Source organism: Nocardia sp. NPDC050175, assembly GCF_044459885.1.
Classification (GTDB): domain Bacteria; phylum Actinomycetota; class Actinomycetes; order Mycobacteriales; family Mycobacteriaceae; genus Nocardia.
Map to the genome: position 1 here is coordinate 100,814 of NZ_JBITJI010000012.1, position 15,798 is coordinate 116,611.

Consider the following 15,798-nt stretch of genomic DNA (forward strand, 5'->3'; position numbering starts at 1 on the left):
GAAGAGCAGTGACCAGCAGGGCTACCAGCTCCGCATTGCGGCACGGAGTACGGGCTCCGGGTCGGATTCGGATAACTTCGCCGCAACTGCGACGATGGACTGCTGCGTTCATGGCAGCCGGTCGAGGAACCTGCGGACCCTCGCGGCTTCGCTGCTTCCGGTAGTCGGCAGGCGCAGCAGCTCGAAGTCGTAGCGACCGCAGATCTCGTCCTTCAACGCGTCGCGGGTAAGCTGCACCGGGTTTGCTTCATGGGTGCTATAGCCGTCCACCTCGATGGCGCCCAGGTTCGCGTTGGTGATTCGGTTGTAGACGACGAAGTCGAATGACGATCGGCGCCGGGCGAATTCGCGCTGTGGACCGTCGAGCCGGTCCAGGCTGCGTGGAAACACATTTCGCAGCAGGACCTGCTGGTGGATCGCGAGGTGACCGTAGCCGGGTTCGGCGAGCACTTCCTCCAGCATCGCGAGGGCGATGTCCTCCGAATGCCACTCGGTTCGTCCCCAGCGGATATGCGGGTGGGTGCGCAGTCGCTCGGCGTAGTCGGTGTACAGCAGGTCGAAGATCGATACCACATCGCTGTCTACGATCGCGTTGTCCGGGTCTCGGTACCGGATATAGCCGATCAGATCGCGCAGATGCCGACTTTTCGGCAACTCGGATGGATGTGTGACCAGGACGAACAACCGCATCGCCCGGGAGACGGCCACATTGATCAATTTGGGGTCGTCGGCGAACTGCAATGCGGCTCGGCTACTGAGGGTGTCGTCGAGGACCGTGGTCATGACGACCGCGGCCTTCTCCCTCCCTTGGAATTTGTGCACGGTGTCGGATTCGATGGACTCGATCAGGGCGTCGGTCACCTTGTCGGCCTGACGACGATAGGGAGTGGTGACCCCGACCGCGTGCGGCGGTATATCGGCGGAAACCCAAGGCAGGACCTCGTTTTGGATCACGTCGATCTCGCGCTGATTGCTGCGGCCGTTCGACTTCGGATCGTCGTCGCCGTAACGGCGCCGCATGTGGTTGCCAGGTGCGGTCCGCACCACTGTCATCGGGGCGAATCCCGGCGTACTGCGCGTATACGGAATCAGCTTGCCGCCATAGAACTTCCGGTTACAGAACTCGATGATGTCCGGATCGCACCGATAGTGTTCGCGCAGCATCACCCGGGGCGCCTGATCGCTGAACCGTTCGATGATCGAGGACAGAACGCTGCGCCGGTAGTCGAAAACCGGATCGGGCGCCGGCGGACAATCAGCGAGGTCCTTCGTGACCGGCGGGAGCTGTTCCAGATCGCCGACAACGATGAGGTTTCGCGCACATGCCAAAACCGGGCTCACCGTAACCAGGTCCACCTGTGATGCTTCGTCGATGATCAGGTAGTCCAGGAGGGCCGAGCGCCCGATGCTGTTCTGGAGCGAATGGCAGGTGCTCAGGATCAGTGGGTAATCGCGGGTGAACTGCCCGAACTGCTGCTTGTACTGCTGCGAGTAAATCGTCCGGGACAAAGAGCCATACCGTGTGCTCAGCGCGTCGCGGAGCAGCTGCTGGGACAGCCCCTCCTGCTCCGCCACCAGCGCGGCGAACTTCTTGTTTTCCAGAGTCTTGGTCAGGTGCTCGAGCTTCCGGTCGAGTTCAGCGATCTTCTTCTGGTAGTACAGACGCTGAATGCGCAGCACCACGTCGGTGTCGCTGGCGTCGACCTTGCGCAGCGCCCGGTATTTGAAGTACCGGTTCATCGTGTCGACCAGTCGACCCCAACCCGTGTCACGGATCCACTGCGGATCGGTTTCGGCGATGAAATCGAGCAGTTTGCCCGCACTGTAGCGGCGCAACAGCGGCAGGTCGCCAGGCACCTCGTGGCGGTCGAAGTATGACTGAAAGTGCTGTTGCTCCAGCCGATAGGCGTGCACCTGCTGGCGCACCTGAGCGCGCAGGCGATCCTGTTCCAGCAGCATGGCCAGGCGGCGGTTCACCTTGCCGAGTTCCTCCGCGGTGGCGGTGGTGGCCGAGGTGTCAGCGCGCAGCAGCACATCGACCTCGGCGTTGCGTCGCGGCTGGCCGGCGAAGAATTCCTCTCGTTTGTCGCGGCGCCCCAGATTGGCCGCCACCATCCCGAAGCCTTCCTTGGTCAGCTTCTCGAAAACGTTGTCGACGGCCGAGTTGCTGAACGACACCACCCCCACCGTCGCGCCAGGCCGGCAGATCACCGAGGCGATGATGTTGAGGATCGTCTGCGTCTTCCCGGTTCCTGGCGGGCCGTCGATCACCGAGATCGGAAACCGCAAGGCATTGAGCACCGCCGCACTCTGGCTGATGTTGGTGCGGAACGGATATACCGCCAGCGGTATCTCGTCGTCCGCCCTGGGCTCGCTCGGTGCCTGCTCGAGAATCCGGGACAACGCGCTTGCGGGATGAATGAAGCTCAGGCCCTGATGGTTACGGAGCAAGACACCGGAATCGCCGGTCAGTTTTTCCGCCACTGTGCGCCAGTACGTCAGCACATCCTGAGTACCGGGGGTGGTGGCGGCATTTGGCAGCACCTGCACCCGATCCGCTCTGTAGGCCTTCCATACGCCAGTACTGGTCAGCACGTGCCACCACGAACCGATGTCCGGCGGACCAGTGAACAGGTACGCCTCGGCCACATTCGCCGGGGATCCGTCCACGAACAACACCACGTGCGCACCCAACGACGCCGGCGCAGGCCGTTGGAGAATCGTGACTCGATCCCACCCGAACGGGTACTCCCTGGCCCCGCCGAACCACACTCGGACCCGCGTCGGTCCTGGTTCGAATCGACTGATCTCCAGAGTCTTGTCCTGGGGAACCCAGTCTTCCTTCCCCCGGATGACGACCGCTACACCCCGTGGATCGACCATTGCATCCCCCTTACCGTCGCTGTCGGCGCAAGCAGCTTACAGCCCGCGAATTTCCCCGTCTTCCATTGCGGCACTTTAGGTTTGGGACAATAGCTCTTGGTTGTATCAGTCGCCCGAGCGCCGCGCCCGGAACGAAAAAGCCGGGTCCGTGTGAACCCGGCCTTGGCGGTGGACATGCACCACCTCAAGGATCCGCTCGCCGCTGCGCGGACTGTGCCGCATCAGCACGGCCACCGCACAGCTAGGGCCTGTTTCATAAGTCGGGGCATCGGAGCCATTGATTGATAGCGGCGATGTGGATCGTGGCCAGGTAGCGGACGGCGAGTTTGTCGTATCTGGTTGCGACAGCGCGGTTTTGCTTGAGTTGGTTGATGCCGCGTTCGATAGCATTGCGGTTTCGGTAAGCCTCGGGGTCGAAGGCCGGTGGCCGACCACCGGCCTTGCCACGGTTGCGGCGGTGAGTCGCCTGATCACCCGGGATCGCGATGGTGGCTTTGATCCCGCGCTGCCGCAGGTAGGCACGGTTGGCGCGGGACGAGTAAGCCTTGTCGGCCAGCACCCGATCCGGTCGGACCCGCGCCCTGCCCAGTCCGAGGCGTGGCACCCGGATAGAGGTGAGCACGGCGGTGAAATGCGGACTGTCACCTGCTTGGCCGCCGGTCAGTAGCAGCGCCAGCGGCCGCATGCCCTGCTCACAGGCCAGGTGCAGTTTTGTGGTCCATCCTCCACGCGAGCGACCCAGCGCGTGGTCGGCGGGTTCGACCTCGCCCCCGCCGGGTGGATGCTTCTGCCCATCACCGTCGCGGCGGGCGCCAGCGGCGTGCTGGTGGGCTCGCATGATGGTGGAGTCCACGCCGATCTGCCAGATGATCGCACCCACGGCATCAGCGAAGGCCTGCAACATTTTCAGGATCAACGCCCACCTCCCGCCACGCTGCCAGCGCCGGAACAGCCCATAGACCGTCTGCCACTGCCCATACCGCACCGGCACGTCTCGCCATGGCGTTCCGGTGCGGGTCCGCCACCGGATCCCGTCGATGAGCTGCCGCTTCGTCCACTTCGGCGGACGGCCCGCCTTCACACCACGGGGCAGCCACGGCTCCAACCGTGCCCACTGGGCATCGGTCAGATCCGCACGCCCCGCGACCGATACGCTGGTCACCAGGTCTCCGGTATTCAAGGTTTTGCTTGGTCGCACCGCTCTAACATCACCACGCCCGGAGCATGATGCCCGCGGCTCGGCCGTGTTCGAAAGTTGTTCGTGTCAGCCGATCAGCCGTGGATACCAGAAGAAAAGATCTGCGCTACCTCCATCGGGTCGGCGTCGAAGGTCGTCGTCTTGAGCTTCCCGGAGCCCGGCTGGGTGAGGCTGATCGTGGTGTCGCCCGTGAAGAACACGCGCTGCGGGCAAACGTCCTCGTTCCACACAGTGGCCTGTCTGCTGAACAGCCCACCACGCTCACGAAGCAAGACGCGGCAACCGGGAGGGTTGTTGTAGATCTTGTACGATTCCGTGACGACTTCGTGGCGCCCGCCGGAACTCACCTCGATGGCCACGACCTCGCTGTCCTCGGCGACAAGCGAGGTCACGAACATCGAAACGCCCCACACCGGCATCATCACCACCCCCAGGGCGATAGCGAGTGCAACCCACCCCGGTGTGCCGCGCCGACCCAGCCACGGCAGGACAAGGAGCACCACAGCGGCCGTCCAGCACGCCGCCAGCGCCCACACCGGGATCCAGTCGAATCGATAGAAGCGGCCTGACAGAAACCATGCGGGCACTGCCGCGATTCCTGCCACGAAAAGCGCAAGGACAGCGGATATCCGTATGATCCGCTGCCGGCGAAGCACCCGATCCGTACCGCTGTCCGCCTCGTCTGGCACGGACAACTCGTCTTCGGTCGTCGTATCGGTCAACAGCCTGCCCACCTCGTGCAATCCACATCCGACTCCGCCGGTTCGAACACAGGGCCAGCCTAACTGACACCGTGCTCACCCCGGATCTGCTCGGCCACAACCCCTTTCCTGGCATCGCAACGAATCGCGGCGAGCAACTCGGCCCGCAGGACTGGAGACTGAGACGGAACCAGCGACGTCACGGTTTCTGTCGGTGTGCTGACTGATCTCGCGTCCATGGGTGACAACGAGCATCGGAAATGCCCCGCGAACCGCTGCGCGATCCACCGCAGGGTGTGGGTCGCCGAGACGTGGGCGCTCCTTGCCGTCAAACGCAATATCAACCAGCTCAAGCAAAACCACTCCGTCGCAACCAGATTCGATTGCCGTCCGCTGTCCGGCCGCCATGCACATCACCGCCAACAACCAGGGGGCGACGCTGACCCGACTTTCAAAACACTCCCTAGCTGTCATGCAAGGAATTGGGCCGAAACTTCACACGTCTGGCCCCTCATGCGAAGTTTCTTTCCATATGCTTTCTAGTCAGCAAGCTCGGTCCTGACCAGCAGTTTCAGGAAATCGCGGTTGATGAACAGCCGGTCGCGGCCGACCTTCCTGTCCTGCAGCAGGCCTGCTGTCACAAGGTCTTGCAGCCAAGCGGTCGCGGTCGGTCGTGAAACCTTGCAGCGCTCAACCACGGTCTTGATCCGACAGTAGGGCTGCTCGAACAGGATCGATTGCAACTCTGAGTTGGAACCGCCCTTCGAGGCTGCACGAGCCCGCTGGTTGAACTCATCCTGCAGCGAGCGGATCGCATCAATTTTCCGCAGAGTCGCGCGTGACGTCCGTTCGATTCCGGTCAGGACGTACAGAATCCACTCTTCCCACGAGCCCTCGGCAGTCACACTGCGCAGGAGTCGGTAATAGTCCTGCTTGGTGTCGATGATGTATCGGGACAGGTACAGGACAGGCATACGCAGCAATCCCGCCTCTACCAGCATGAGCACGTTGAGGATTCGGCCCGTCCTGCCATTGCCGTCGCTGAACGGGTGGATCGCCTCGAACTGGTAATGCGCCACCGCCATACGAACAAGCGCGTCCATCCCGTCGTCAGCGTGGATGAACCGCTCCCACTCGCTGAGCTTCTCAATGATCAGATCCTGGCCTTCTGGCGGGCTGTAGGCGATCTTTCCCGTAGCCGTGTTACCGATCCGCGTTCCCGGCATCGCGCGGACCTTCATCTCGCGATTCTTGATGGTGCTGCACACTGCTGCGGCCGTTGCGGCGGTTAGGCCACGATCGAGAGTCGTCTCGAAACCGACCCGCAACGCAGTTCTGTAGCGCAACGTCTCCCGCGTCGCCGGGTCCGCACCCGCGTCATCCGCGAGGTGCTGAAACAGTGCGTCGGTAGTCGTCACAATATTCTCGATCTCGGAACTTGCCTGCGCTTCCAGCAAGGGGATCGTGTTGATCAGCACTGTGGGGTTCGGGATCGACACGACAGCTTGGTCAAGTTGGGCCAATGCTGCGTTCGCACCGATAGCAGCCTTGAGCACGGCTTTCGTCTCGAGTTCGTCCACCGCGGGCGGGAGCGGAAGTTCGTTGTATGGGACCTCAGGGCTCCAGTTGGACATGATGCAAACCATCCCACAGACGTACTGACATGTAAAGAAATGGCCAAAAATATTACAGATTATCCGGACGTACGAAGTTACTTGCTTGGTTCCACGTCAGGGCTGCTCACCATCGGGATCGATCGTGGTGATGACATCGCCAGGCTCTACGTTGTCCGAGATCGGTTCGAAAAAAATGATCGAGAAGTGATTCGGGGCGATCGATGATGTGTGAATATGCATCCCCGTCATCACCCCGCGGTAAACCCGGCCATCGAGCTTGTCGAGCTCCACTTCCTGTCCGACCGTGAACTCCCCGTCGACAAATCCGGTAACGATGGGCAGCTTTTGGAAGCTTACTCTGAATACGTCGTCGACCTCGAATTTACTCAACGCGCTCACTTTCCTCCGTTGGCGATGTATTTTGCCCAGAATGCATCCGCGGCAGCATAGGCCTGAGCCTTGAGCTCAGCGCTCGTTCCCGTGCCGGTTTGCGTGCCGCCACCTGGCAGTACCCATAGCCCGCTGTCGGCGCGCCGTTGAATTACCGAACTCAGCCGGCCACACTTCTGGGCGGAACTAGAGCACCAGGGTTCTACCAGCCGTATACCGAGAAGTTCTCGCCCTCTGCGATGGACTGCATCGCCACGCGACAGTAGGCAATCATGCGATCCGGCAGTTGATCGCGCGAAAACCACGCCAGCTCACTACATTTCTCCGGCTCGCGGTTGTCAGGCTCGCCCTGCCATGTCTCCACGGTGAAGAAGAACACCACCCGCCCACCGGACGAGGCGTTGTGCATCACATGACCGAACCGCACATCTTCCGGCCTGATCGTCACCCCGATCTCCTCACCTGCCTCCCGAATAACCGCCACGACAACGGATTCGCCCGACTCGAGATGCCCAGAAGGAAGATGCCACGCCCCATCCTCGAAACCAGTGTTCCGGCGCCGACCGAACAACACGCTGTCACCACGGCGAAGTACCAGGTACACATCGCCGGTCATCATGTGCCGCCGCGACTTTGCCCCTGGAACCGCATCTGCCCCAGCTCCACTCATCGAAGCCTCCGCTCGTACTGGTTGTGGTTATTGTTCGACATCGTCGAGACCGAATGAACTCCACCAGCCTCGGCCACCGTCTCCAAAGCTCGCACACGATGGATTGCCGCGAAGTTGCCCGACGGCAACCAATGCGCTGCGCGAGTCGCAGTAACGACCCTAAACTCACCCCTTGTTCGTGCTCCATGACTACGAGCAAAGAGGTTGCGGCTGATGACTATTGACATCTCGTGCCCGGGCTGCCACCTGCCCGATCAGGTGCAGAGTATGCGCGCAATCCAAGCTACCGGCGTTCGCTCCGTCGAGCGCACTGCCCGGCACAGCGCCATCGGCTTCACCGCATATGGTGCGGTACCGGTTTTCGGCGCCGCCACCAGCTATGAAACCCACACTTCGGCGCTGGCGGCCTTCACCGCCCCGGAACCGACTCTGCGCCCCACCGGGTGCTTGGTCGCCATCGCGCTGGCGCTCCTCCTTCTCGTGGTTCCGGTCCTTCCAGGCGTCTTTCTCATCACCAACGCCGAGCTCGAAGACCCCACAAATTCGACCGGCGACAAGATCGGCACCGTCCTTTTCGCCGTTTTTATACTGTTCTGCGCAGCAATCCCTGCATTGATCGCGCTGTTCGTGGTCGCCCTGCGGACCAGGTACAACGACCGAATCCATCGAGGCCGACCCGCCGCTCGCGCCCTCTGGGATGGTGGCTTCTACTGCCACCGCTGCGGCGGTGTCTACTGGCCCTACCCCCCTCCCGGGTCGGACGTCCCTGCGCGGCAACTCATTGCCCCTCGCGAGTTCCAACACATGGTCTGGAGAGCAGGACGGTATATCGGACTTTGACTCACCACACGCAATTCTGCCTACGCCGGATCCTCAGCCGAGGTACGGCGCGGATCGCCCCTCGAGGTAGTGGGTCAGCCTGAGTCGCTGCGTGTGGTGCATGTCAAGGCTGTCCAGCTCGGCGGGGGCTACGAACCGTAGTTCAGTGGACTCGTCGGAGATGGCGAGGTCGCCCCCGGTGATACGCACACCACGGCGGAGGCCGCGACGACGAGACTGTTCGGCTCCGGCGCGGCCGGGTCGTCGTAGAACTCAGTGCGCGCCATCGGCTCAGCCTTCCACCGGTCGGGCCGTCTGCCGGACCGCGTTGAAACTGTCGGTGTAGGTGTCGAGGTAGTCTGTACGTACACGCAGGACCGCCGCGTCCGGGGGGCTTCACGAATCCAATTCACCTGGGCGGTCAAGGAGTTGGTTCCTGTGACTGTCCTGTATTCGGGTGGACCATGGTTCGTCGTTGTTCTGACGTTGATTCTGATTGCTGGGGCAGGCTGGCTGACGATTGCGATTCTCGCCAAGATCTCTGACTCGTCGGTTCGGAACATCAAGGTCGCAGTTCGCATTTCGCCGTGGCCAACGATCGAGATCGAGGCCAAGGACATCCAAGCGTCTACCCGAGACTCGGCCTCCGACTTGAACGGCTGCCGGCGCGGTCCGCGTCTGCGGATTGGCAAACGGAGGAGGGGGTCCGGGGGCGAAGCCCGCCGGGCGGGGTGTGGGGGCTTCGCCCTCACAAAACACGCGAAACGAGCCGAGGCCCACGCCCTCAGTGGGCATCGGCCTCGTAGCGAGTGGAGCTGCCGGGAATCGAACCCGGATTAGGCCCCTAACCGAGGGTTTGATCCGGGTTCTACCTGCGAAAACACATCACTGTAAGTCACGGTGAATCACCCACTTTTCCGTCCGATTGTGCCCAAAATGTGCCCACGCGCATCGTGCGAAATCGCCCTCAGAGCGGAAGAAGTGCCGCCCACCACGTGCCATCCGCCTGCGTCGAATCTTCAGCCGAGGTATGGCGTGGATCGCCCCTCGAGGTAGTGGGTCAGCCTGAGTCGCTGCGTGTGGTGCATGTCAAGGCTGTCCAGCTCGGCCGGGGCTACGAACCGTAGTTCAGTGGACTCATCGGAGATGGCGAGATCGCCCCCGATGACACGGGCTAGGAAGCACACGTTGAATTGGCGTCGGACTTCGCCGTCGCTGTAGGCGATGATGTGGCGGGGATCGGTGTAAGTGCCTACGAGCCCGGTGATTTCGATATCGAGACCGGTTTCTTCCTTGACCTCTCGGACAGCGCAGCCGGGGAGGCTGTCGGTCATCTCCATACCGCCACCGGGCAGTGCCCATAGCCCGCTGTCAGCGCGCCGTTGAAGCAGGATGCGGCCCTCGTCGTCGTGCACCACGGCGGAAGCCGCGACGACGAGACTGTTCGGCTCTGGTGCGGCTGGATCGTCGTAGAACTCGGTGCGCGCCATCGGCTTAACCTTCCACCGGTCGGGCCGTCTGCCAGACCGCGTCGAAACTGTCGGTGTAGGTGTCGAACAAGCCACCGTCGAGGGTACGGCGCAGATGCCAAACGGGTGCACCGTACGCGTTCACACCCCACACGTGGGCATTGACCAACATCTCCTCGTCGGCGCGGAACATGCTGTTGTAAAGCGTCGTGGCGTGGGTCCGCAGCTCGATACCCGGCGTCGCTTGCAGAGCCCGGTAGTGCATCAGGGCCAGACGGCAGCGGGACTCGATGCCGTACCCGAATTTCTCTTCTCTCCCCCGTTGTTGAACGTTGGCACTGTCGGCGTCACCCACGGCTATCCGTATCGCGCAGCCCACCTCGGCCCGTTCGATCAACAGATCGTTGAGCCGCGGATACGCCTCGTGGAGGAAGACGGCCGCGTAGACCAGGACGTCGATGTGGTCTCGCGCTGCCGTGAACAAGTTGACGAACATCGATGCCGGAACGTCGGCTCTCTGGTCGTAGAGGGCAACAAGTTCGGGGCTGACAGCGCGGGCTGTACGCGCCTGCTGTAGAGCAGGCCACAGCGCATTGACATCCTCACCCAAACACTCGGCAGCTTGGATTGCGGTACGCCGCCGCGGGACTCGGCCGAGGTTCACCCATCGTTCAACCGATTTCGGGTCCACACCCGCTGCCTCGGCCAAATCGGCGTGGGTCCATCCTCGCGCCGCCATGGCGGCGCGTAGCCGCTCGTTCGACATAGGGACGTTGTACACCAGTCGGGACGTCCCAAAGTGGGAAACGTACGAGGTTCCGTCGTCCCGATGATCGACGAGACGCTGTGTGCAGGGAGACCAGCCCAATCCGGTCATCGGTCGTCCCCCGCCACCGAGTAGGCACGGTGCCCCGTGCCCCCGGCGGCGGACGCTCATCAATCGGCAATCGAAGGGGGCGTGTGGTGGACCTTCCCGCACGACGTGACAACGAAGACCTCCAAAAGCTGGCGCTGGCACCGAAGAGCGACGGGCCGCGCTACCTTCAGCACTCCGACGGCACGTGGTCGCTGGTCGGCCCAGACGGATGGCCAGTCACCCCCGACGAATACACGGAACTTCGAGGCGATGCCCTGTCAGCGATTGCCGCTGTGTCCATGCCAGTGATCGATGTAGAGCCGATCTCGGTGCGGGACAACGCGATTCCATGAGCGGCGGATGGATCACACTCGGGTGGGTGGCCGCGGTCGGCCTGCCCCTGACAGTGCTGTTGGCCGTGATCCTGTGGCCCGAGCACATCCCGAAAGACCGCACCGTGCAGGCGATCCAACGACGCATTAAGGACGAGGAAGAGTCACCGCCCGGCCGCTGACTCTGGCCGCTGAGCGGCCGACCTGCCGATGCACGGCGCTCACCCACCGGCGTGGCGGGCACGGCAGAAAACGCGCTCGGGTGGCCTCGGACAGAACTTCGGAACCCGTACGAACTGACAGGCCCTATGCCAACCGCCAGAACCCCGACCGGGGGGAGGGGGCTACCGCCCGGCCTGTCTGAGCCCTGGGTGCGGCTTGGTTGCCCGCTTCCGGCTGTACCGAGCCCGGCCCGCCGCCGGCCCGCCGCCGCCTCGTCGGCGGTCTTGATCTGGTGGCATTCGGTGCACAGCACCCACAGATTCGCCTCGTCGTCGCTGCCCCCGGCGGCAACGTTCTCGATGTGGTCGACCTCGTAACCGGGGTTCCCGCATTTCCGGCAGGTCCAGTCGTCCCGATATCGGATCCGCTCGGCCTGTGGTTGCGGGACACCGCGGTATCGGTCAGGTTCGCGCGACCAGGCCATCGCACACCCTCGCGTGATTCCGCACCGCCGCAGTTAGAGAGAAACGTCCTGACTGCCGACGCGAAGTCAGGGGGCCGGGGGGGGAACTTTCCTAGTTCACGGCGTAACGATCGTTCGGCGAGTTGCTACAGCACAGGCATGATTGCTCAGGTTTGGTTCGGATCCAGAGAAATTGGTCTACCCGACGACGACGTTCGTCGGCTGTGGGCAGCTCACCAGGTGGCGTACGCCTCGGGCCAGAACGACGCGGTCCGCCTCGACCATGCAGACCGTTGCTATCTGTTCACAGTGGGGTTCGGCATTGACCTCCGCGTCTCGTTCTACACCGGGCCGGTCGGATAGGCGCCGCCCGCATCTCAAGTCGAACAAAGTTCGAGAGCAGGCAGCTGAAGTCCGGATAGTCGCGCCAGATTCTCGCCTTCGTGAGCGCGAGGTGTCATCGAGCAGCGTCTCGCGCACTCTGCCGCCTAGGTGGTCGAGAACTACCTGTAGTCATTGGACCGCTTGCATGTACGGCGCACGATGCCAGCTAGTTGCTAGTGTTGCTACCTCCGGCGGCCTGGCCGAAAAAGAATCCTAGGACGAGCAGAAGCGCACTTGAGAAGATCTCCGGGGTTGTTGTGTGAATGAACATTGCGACGATCATCGCAAGCGTCATTAGTCCCAGGAGCACGGCACCAACGAGCACTGCGACAGGCTCGCGGGTAAGCATCGACTTCCACAAACGCCATTTGCGTTCTCGGAGTTCAGCGCTGCGCAGCGCCTGCTGCATCTCGGTAGTAGAGTCTTCTGCGTGACTCTCAATGGCGAGTTTCTGCTGCTCTTTTGCGAATTCAGAGATGAGATCTATGAGTTCTTGCCGTAGCTGCGGATCTTGAACTTTGGCCTCGACCGCCCCTTTGAACTCCTCAACCTGTTCCTGCTGAGACAGTGCTTCGATCCGATCTCCAACCATTCTCCGATATACAGTCAACCGCCGAGATAGCCGATCGCCAATTTCGTTCTGCACCGCAGGATCCCGGCTTAATTTTTCTGCCACCTTCGCAGCCTGATTCACAGCCTGCCCGAAGGCGACGCTAGAATACGCCTCGCGCAACTCAGGCAACGACATCTGTTCGATGTCAATCCGGGTCATTCCCTCTCGCTCGACCCAGGCGTCGACAAACATCTGAATCACATCATCGTAGGCATCTTTCGACATGGACATCGACACCGTCTCCAGCTAGTTTGAACCCTTGTCCGCGTCATGTAAAATTGCGGCCCGTACCCCTTGCGGTAGCTGCGCTTCTACTTGCAGAGCATTTTCAATGAAGGCCACGTATTGTGTAGACCACGTTTTCGCGGCTCGGTCATATTCAAATGCGATCGTTGGCGTAACATTATTCTGCTCCGAAAGAGCAGTGATATACAGCTGTTCAAGCTTTGTATATCCGCGCGCAATCCTGCGGGGGGTATCAATCCACAGCCCCTGGGCGCCTGAGGCTGCGGGCGATAGGCTCCGAATTATGACAGCGAGCTGCGTACCACGCCTTTCGACAACGTCTCTCGAATGTTCGAGGTAGTCCTCGAAATCCAATGACGCGTGAGCAAAGTGACCCAGCTCGACCAATTGTGTCCGGATACGTTGGCGTTCTTGCGTATCGAGCGTTACAGCCACCTGCACACCGGGGACAGGATTGTACTTGAATACTTCCGCCGAGTCGGTGACATAGAATTCGTCGTGTGCGTCTTTACGGATAGCCCCGTCGAGGCCACGAACTTCCGCCTCTGCGGTAATGGTGACCTGCGCCTGCAATTCAGTAGCGGCAATAGTCACGGGCAGTAGCTCGACTTCCGTAGCATCAATAAATGCGGTCGTCTCAGCTGTCACGATCTCGATCGACTTCTCTCCGAATTTAGCGCGGAAGATGCGGATACGATCGATTAGTCCCGAGATCGGGGTGCGAAAGATTACAGCTAGCCCCAGTACGAAGGCTGGCCATTCCGCTACCCTGACGAACTCGAGAACCTCAGACGTGCTCACCTGATGAATCGTAGCGCTGGTGCCGACTGGTCATGATCCGTCCACACCGTGTCGGGCTGCGAGTGCTAGGACGCTTCCGAGCCGGCAGACATGTACGTTGGACTCTGCGATGGGGTGGACTGTAATGCGGAGTGCGCCGCGCTCGTCGCGGTGCTGCCAACCGCGTGGTTCGGACTAGGTCGGCGAGGCAGTAGAGCATGTCCTCCGCCGCTGCGCGCACGGCGTCGAGGATCTCAGCGACTTCGTGCTGTGTGCGGCACCGGCAGCACCGGACCCAGCTCGCGCGGAGTTGCGCCCGTAGCTCCCACCGGCATTCGACCCCGTCGTCGAGCAGGCACGGGCCTTGGTAGCGCAGCTCGATCGGTCGGTCGATCACGTACCGCAGTTGCGCGACGGCGCGGGCCACGTCGACGAGCAGCTCGTGCGCGGCCTCGTGCGCGCGGATCTCGTGGCGGTGCCCGGAAAGCCATACCGCGGCCTGTTCGAGCTGGCTCGGCGCGGTAAGTGGCAGTGTGCCGGGGTCGCGGTCGTCCTCGCCGCGGTGCTGGCGCGCCAGCTCGACCAGAGCCGGGCCGCCGATGTACGGGGTGAGGGCGAGGTCCTCATCAAGGGCGCATACGGCCTCGCTGGTCTAGGTCTGATTCTGCTCCGTGGCGTTGTGCTGGTGGCGCGCCGCTAAGAGCACCGCGAGGTTTTCGGCGATGTTCCATTGCGTCCAGCCGCATTCGCATTCGGTGAGGTACTGGGTGCGGCGCGGGTCAGTTAGCTGTACGAGCTTGATCGTGGCCCGGTGGCCTGGGTGCTTGTTGAGTATCCAGACCAGTTCGGGCCACGGTGACCACATCGCTAGTTGTCCTGCTGCTCGGTCAGGCCGAGCAAGTTGCCGAACTGGTCGTAGCGCCGTGGTTTCGGCGGCGCGACGGGGTGGCCGTCGTGGTCCACACGGACGCCTTGGGCGCGCTGTTTGGCGGTGATGCTGGCGAGGATGTCGCGGCGGTGGTGCGGGTTGGCGGTGTCCTGGATTCGGGTGTTGCTCATGGGGTTATTCCTCCGTGGTGAGTGCTTGGGTGACCGCGCCGATGATGAGGTCGCGGGCCGGGAATGGGTTGGTGTTGTCGACGGACAGGCCCTGGCGCCGTAGGTCGGTGTCGATGGCGACGGGCCAGACCTGAGCCGCGGTGAAGTAGCCGCACCCGTTGAGCCAGTCCAGGGCGGCGACTTCGGCAACCGCGTGCTCGAGGTCGGCGGCGAGTCGCTCAGCGGCCGGGATGAGTTCGGCGAGGAGATCTGGTCGCGGGTCCATGGCGTCGTGACGGACCCGCCATTGCTCCTTGAGGCATTCTTGGGTGGCCTCGGCCAGGGCGGTGCGCTGGGCGGTGAGGGCACGCTCGGCACTGGCGCGTGCTTCGGCCAGGGCCGGTACGGCTTTCGGTTTAGGTATGGGTTTACCGGCGCGGGCCGCGAGCGCGGCAGCAGCGTCGTCGGCCTGCTGAGCTTCGGTGTCGCGAACGTCATCGAACAGTTCGTTGCGGCGGGCCTCGGCGGTGCTGCATCGGTCGCGCAAGGTGTCGCATTCGACGAGCAGTTCGACCAGCGTGTCGGGTAACAGTTCCAGCGGTGGACGTGTGAGGGGATCCAATTGGCTTGCGGCGGTACCAGTTACCTGTCGTCCACGTCCGGGTGTGTATCGCATTCGGTGTTCCTTCCGTCCTTGTGTTCGGTGATGGCGTCGAGGTCGAACAGCCATCGGTGTCCGACCTGGTGCCCGCCGATCCGGTGACCGAGTCGCCGGATGTGTCGGGTACTGCACGCCAGCGCGGCGGCAGCCTCGGCTGTGGAGAGCCACCGGTCGGGTCGGGCTGCCTCTGATGCTGCCGGGATGGCGGTATCGGCTGGTCCGTTCGCGGATGGCAACAGCAGGCCGAGGGCGCGAATGTGTGCCCGAAGTCGCTGCGGCACAGGCAGACCGTGGCGTTTGCGGCGTGTGATCTCCGAGGCGGCCAGCCAATACGCAAGCCTCAGATCAACGCCCGGCGCGCTGGCGCTCGGATAGCCACTCATCAGGCCGACACCCCCGTACGCGTCGAGTTGAGCGCAGCAACCTTGCGATACCGAGACGTGGTCCGGCATGGGCATCCATGAGGTGGACACCCCCTACCCCCTGTTGCGTTCGTCCCGCGTCCCGTTGTCCCGCT

18 protein-coding genes, 1 tRNA gene and 1 pseudogene are annotated in these 15,798 nt (G+C 62.6%); 4 read left to right on the top strand and 16 right to left on the bottom strand.

Features of this window, described 5'->3' with window-relative positions:
* Positions 1-108: 108 nt before the first annotated feature.
* The 6 genes from ACIBK2_RS33685 to ACIBK2_RS33710 form a co-directional block, all read right to left on the bottom strand.
* On the bottom strand, positions 109-2,883 hold the full coding sequence (locus tag ACIBK2_RS33685; RefSeq protein ID WP_396973256.1) for an AAA domain-containing protein: 2,775 nt from the start codon (positions 2,881-2,883) through the stop codon (positions 109-111).
* A gap of 253 nt (positions 2,884-3,136) precedes the next feature.
* Entirely contained in the window at positions 3,137-4,048 is a 912-nt protein-coding gene (locus ACIBK2_RS33690) for an IS5 family transposase (protein WP_396973597.1), read from the bottom strand.
* Between the two features lie 107 nt (positions 4,049-4,155).
* Positions 4,156-4,803 (bottom strand): hypothetical protein, encoded by a 648-nt coding sequence (locus tag ACIBK2_RS33695; RefSeq protein ID WP_396973258.1) that lies wholly within the window; start codon positions 4,801-4,803, stop codon positions 4,156-4,158.
* A gap of 518 nt (positions 4,804-5,321) precedes the next feature.
* Positions 5,322-6,416, bottom strand: a complete 1,095-nt coding sequence (locus ACIBK2_RS33700; protein ID WP_396973260.1) for a Fic family protein — start codon at positions 6,414-6,416, stop codon at positions 5,322-5,324.
* 96 nt (positions 6,417-6,512) lie between these two features.
* Entirely contained in the window at positions 6,513-6,788 is a 276-nt protein-coding gene (locus tag ACIBK2_RS33705; RefSeq protein ID WP_396973262.1) for a hypothetical protein, read from the bottom strand.
* Between the two features lie 202 nt (positions 6,789-6,990).
* Positions 6,991-7,404 (bottom strand): NUDIX domain-containing protein, encoded by a 414-nt coding sequence (locus tag ACIBK2_RS33710; protein WP_396973264.1) that lies wholly within the window; start codon positions 7,402-7,404, stop codon positions 6,991-6,993.
* Between the two features lie 267 nt (positions 7,405-7,671).
* On the opposite strand from ACIBK2_RS33710, the gene ACIBK2_RS33715 reads away from it, so the two are divergent.
* On the top strand, positions 7,672-8,298 hold the full coding sequence (locus tag ACIBK2_RS33715; RefSeq protein WP_396973266.1) for a hypothetical protein: 627 nt from the start codon (positions 7,672-7,674) through the stop codon (positions 8,296-8,298).
* A gap of 128 nt (positions 8,299-8,426) precedes the next feature.
* On the opposite strand, the gene ACIBK2_RS33720 is transcribed toward ACIBK2_RS33715, so the two are convergent.
* From ACIBK2_RS33720 to ACIBK2_RS33735, 4 genes are all read right to left on the bottom strand, one after another.
* Positions 8,427-8,564: a hypothetical protein gene (locus ACIBK2_RS33720; RefSeq protein ID WP_396973268.1), complete on the bottom strand. Its 138-nt coding sequence runs from the start codon at positions 8,562-8,564 to the stop codon at positions 8,427-8,429.
* 523 nt (positions 8,565-9,087) lie between these two features.
* Positions 9,088-9,200: transfer RNA gene (locus ACIBK2_RS33725), tRNA-OTHER, on the bottom strand.
* A 96-nt stretch (positions 9,201-9,296) separates the two neighbouring features.
* Positions 9,297-9,767 carry an NUDIX hydrolase gene (locus ACIBK2_RS33730; protein WP_396973270.1) on the bottom strand — a complete coding sequence of 157 codons (471 nt, stop codon included), beginning with the start codon at positions 9,765-9,767 and terminating at the stop codon, positions 9,297-9,299.
* A gap of 4 nt (positions 9,768-9,771) precedes the next feature.
* Complete coding sequence (locus tag ACIBK2_RS33735; RefSeq protein ID WP_396973272.1) at positions 9,772-10,512, bottom strand: helix-turn-helix domain-containing protein; 741 nt, start codon at positions 10,510-10,512, stop codon at positions 9,772-9,774.
* Between the two features lie 197 nt (positions 10,513-10,709).
* Here ACIBK2_RS33735 and ACIBK2_RS33740 point away from each other — a divergent pair, with 197 nt between their 5' ends.
* Together ACIBK2_RS33740 and ACIBK2_RS33745 are read left to right on the top strand one after the other, a co-directional pair.
* Positions 10,710-10,955 carry a hypothetical protein gene (locus ACIBK2_RS33740; protein ID WP_396973625.1) on the top strand — a complete coding sequence of 82 codons (246 nt, stop codon included), beginning with the start codon at positions 10,710-10,712 and terminating at the stop codon, positions 10,953-10,955.
* 26 nt (positions 10,956-10,981) lie between these two features.
* The gene (locus tag ACIBK2_RS33745; RefSeq protein ID WP_396973627.1) at positions 10,982-11,116 is read left to right on the top strand and encodes a hypothetical protein; all 135 of its coding nucleotides are present in this window, start codon (positions 10,982-10,984) and stop codon (positions 11,114-11,116) included.
* Positions 11,117-11,385: 269 nt separating this feature from the next.
* On the opposite strand, the pseudogene ACIBK2_RS33750 reads toward ACIBK2_RS33745, so the two are convergent.
* The 3 genes and pseudogenes from ACIBK2_RS33750 to ACIBK2_RS33760 all read right to left on the bottom strand — a co-directional run.
* A pseudogene (locus ACIBK2_RS33750) lies at positions 11,386-11,580 on the bottom strand (HNH endonuclease); the annotation flags it as partial.
* Between the two features lie 529 nt (positions 11,581-12,109).
* Complete coding sequence (locus tag ACIBK2_RS33755; RefSeq protein WP_396973274.1) at positions 12,110-12,787, bottom strand: hypothetical protein; 678 nt, start codon at positions 12,785-12,787, stop codon at positions 12,110-12,112.
* Positions 12,788-12,802: 15 nt separating this feature from the next.
* Positions 12,803-13,603: a hypothetical protein gene (locus ACIBK2_RS33760; RefSeq protein WP_396973276.1), complete on the bottom strand. Its 801-nt coding sequence runs from the start codon at positions 13,601-13,603 to the stop codon at positions 12,803-12,805.
* 343 nt (positions 13,604-13,946) lie between these two features.
* Between ACIBK2_RS33760 and ACIBK2_RS33765 the strand changes: the two genes are divergently transcribed.
* Positions 13,947-14,282, top strand: coding sequence for a hypothetical protein (locus ACIBK2_RS33765; RefSeq protein ID WP_396973278.1), 336 nt, complete (start codon positions 13,947-13,949; stop codon positions 14,280-14,282).
* 167 nt (positions 14,283-14,449) lie between these two features.
* On the opposite strand, the gene ACIBK2_RS33770 is transcribed toward ACIBK2_RS33765, so the two are convergent.
* The 3 genes from ACIBK2_RS33770 to ACIBK2_RS33780 are packed head-to-tail and all read right to left on the bottom strand — an operon-like array spanning position 14,450 to position 15,664.
* On the bottom strand, positions 14,450-14,641 hold the full coding sequence (locus ACIBK2_RS33770; RefSeq protein WP_396973280.1) for a hypothetical protein: 192 nt from the start codon (positions 14,639-14,641) through the stop codon (positions 14,450-14,452).
* 4 nt (positions 14,642-14,645) lie between these two features.
* Positions 14,646-15,296, bottom strand: coding sequence for a hypothetical protein (locus ACIBK2_RS33775; RefSeq protein ID WP_396973282.1), 651 nt, complete (start codon positions 15,294-15,296; stop codon positions 14,646-14,648).
* Positions 15,263-15,664: a hypothetical protein gene (locus ACIBK2_RS33780; RefSeq protein ID WP_396973284.1), complete on the bottom strand. Its 402-nt coding sequence runs from the start codon at positions 15,662-15,664 to the stop codon at positions 15,263-15,265. Before ACIBK2_RS33780 ends, ACIBK2_RS33775 begins: the two co-directional genes overlap by 34 nt.
* Positions 15,665-15,798 lie beyond the last annotated feature (134 nt).